2 tRNA genes and 1 rRNA gene are annotated in these 1,569 nt (G+C 50.3%); all 3 read right to left on the bottom strand.

Features of this window, described 5'->3' with window-relative positions:
• A 23S ribosomal RNA gene (locus AC4G3N_RS18740) occupies positions 1-1,260 on the bottom strand; the annotation flags it as partial.
• 82 nt (positions 1,261-1,342) lie between these two features.
• Positions 1,343-1,418, bottom strand: a tRNA-Ala gene (locus tag AC4G3N_RS18735).
• A gap of 22 nt (positions 1,419-1,440) precedes the next feature.
• Positions 1,441-1,517: transfer RNA gene (locus tag AC4G3N_RS18730), tRNA-Ile, on the bottom strand.
• Between the last annotated feature and the right edge of the window lie 52 nt (positions 1,518-1,569).

Genomic DNA, 1,569 nt, shown 5'->3' with positions numbered 1-1,569 from the left:
CTTCACAGCCCTTAGAACGCTCTCCTACCACGCATACCATACGGTATGCATCCACAGCTTCGGTGATACGTTTAGCCCCGGTACATTTTCGGCGCAGAGTCACTCGACCAGTGAGCTATTACGCACTCTTTAAATGGTGGCTGCTTCTAAGCCAACATCCTGGTTGTCTGGGCAACTCCACATCCTTTTCCACTTAACGTATACTTTGGGACCTTAGCTGGTGGTCTGGGCTGTTTCCCTTTTGACTACGGATCTTATCACTCGCAGTCTGACTCCCGAGTATAAGTCTTTGGCATTCGGAGTTTGTCTGAATTCGGTAACCCGATGAGGGCCCCTAGTCCAAACAGTGCTCTACCTCCAAGACTCTAAACTCGAGGCTAGCCCTAAAGCTATTTCGGAGAGAACCAGCTATCTCCAGGTTCGATTGGAATTTCTCCGCTACCCACACCTCATCCCCGCACTTTTCAACGTGCGTGGGTTCGGACCTCCATCCAGTGTTACCTGGACTTCATCCTGGACATGGGTAGATCACCTGGTTTCGGGTCTACGACCACATACTGCAAACGCCCTATTCAGACTCGCTTTCGCTGCGGCTCCGTCTCATCAACTTAACCTTGCATGGGATCGTAACTCGCCGGTTCATTCTACAAAAGGCACGCCATCACCCATAAAAGGGCTCTGACTACTTGTAGGCACACGGTTTCAGGATCTCTTTCACTCCCCTTCCGGGGTGCTTTTCACCTTTCCCTCACGGTACTGGTTCACTATCGGTCACTAGGGAGTATTTAGCCTTGGGAGATGGTCCTCCCGGATTCCGACGGGATTCCTCGTGTCCCGCCGTACTCAGGATCCACTCGGGAGGGAACGAAGTTTCGACTACAGGGTTGTTACCTTCTCTGACGGACCTTTCCAGGTCGCTTCATCTACCCCGTTCCTTTGTAACTCCACAATGAGTGTCCTACAACCCCAGATGGCAAGCCATCTGGTTTGGGCTGATTCCGTTTCGCTCGCCGCTACTCAGGAAATCGCATTTGCTTTCTCTTCCTCCGGGTACTTAGATGTTTCAGTTCCCCGGGTGTGCCTTCATACACCTATGAATTCAGTGTAAGATACTGCCCCATTACGGGCAGTGGGTTTCCCCATTCGGAAATCTCCGGATCAAAGCTTACTTACAGCTCCCCGAAGCATATCGGTGTTAGTCCCGTCCTTCATCGGCTCCTAGTGCCAAGGCATCCACCGTGCGCCCTTATTAACTTAACCGTTAAAAAACTCTTACTCGTTTTTTATTAAAACGCATTTACTTTGCCTTACATTACATTATCCAGTTTTCAAAGAACGATTTTGGTGGAGCCTAGCGGGATCGAACCGCTGACCTCCTGCGTGCAAAGCAGGCGCTCTCCCAGCTGAGCTAAGGCCCCGTTTTATGGGTATGGGTTTATATGGTGGGCCTAAATGGACTCGAACCATCGACCTCACGCTTATCAGGCGTGCGCTCTAACCAGCTGAGCTATAGGCCCCTATCCCGTTTTAAATCATGTTCACATAAAAAAAGAGTCAATCTTTTTCTAT

The sequence above is a fragment of the Bacillus sp. z50 genome (assembly GCF_058313585.1).
Note: the sequence above shows the minus strand (reverse complement) of the source record. Positions and strands in the feature narration are given on the sequence as shown.